This is a genomic window from Tritonibacter sp. SIMBA_163 (assembly GCF_046535935.1).
Taxonomy (GTDB): Bacteria; Pseudomonadota; Alphaproteobacteria; order Rhodobacterales; family Rhodobacteraceae; genus Epibacterium; species Epibacterium scottomollicae.
The window spans coordinates 1-232 of record NZ_JAWJBP010001450.1 but is presented as its reverse complement, the minus strand read 5'-3'; the positions used below and the strand labels follow the sequence as shown (position 1 = coordinate 232).

1 protein-coding gene is annotated in these 232 nt (G+C 50.9%); it reads left to right on the top strand.

What is annotated here, in order from left to right:
• Positions 1 to 232: response regulator (locus tag R0J92_RS27095; protein WP_411053959.1), on the top strand; the 232-nt coding region annotated here is incomplete at both ends.

Below are 232 nucleotides of genomic sequence, written 5' to 3'. Positions count from 1 at the left end.
ATTGCCAAGACGGGAGAAAGCGCGATCGCGCTCATCCCAACCCAACCTCCTGCTTTAGTGGTGATTAACATTTCCACAACGCCCAAAATGGACGCACTAAGACTGATCAAACAAATCCGCCAACATCCGAACTGCACCAGAGTGCCTATTATTGCTTTGACCGCCTCTGCAACAGAGGGTAATCAAAAGCAGTGCTTAGCAGCAGGCGCGAGTGATTCCCTCACTCAACCGA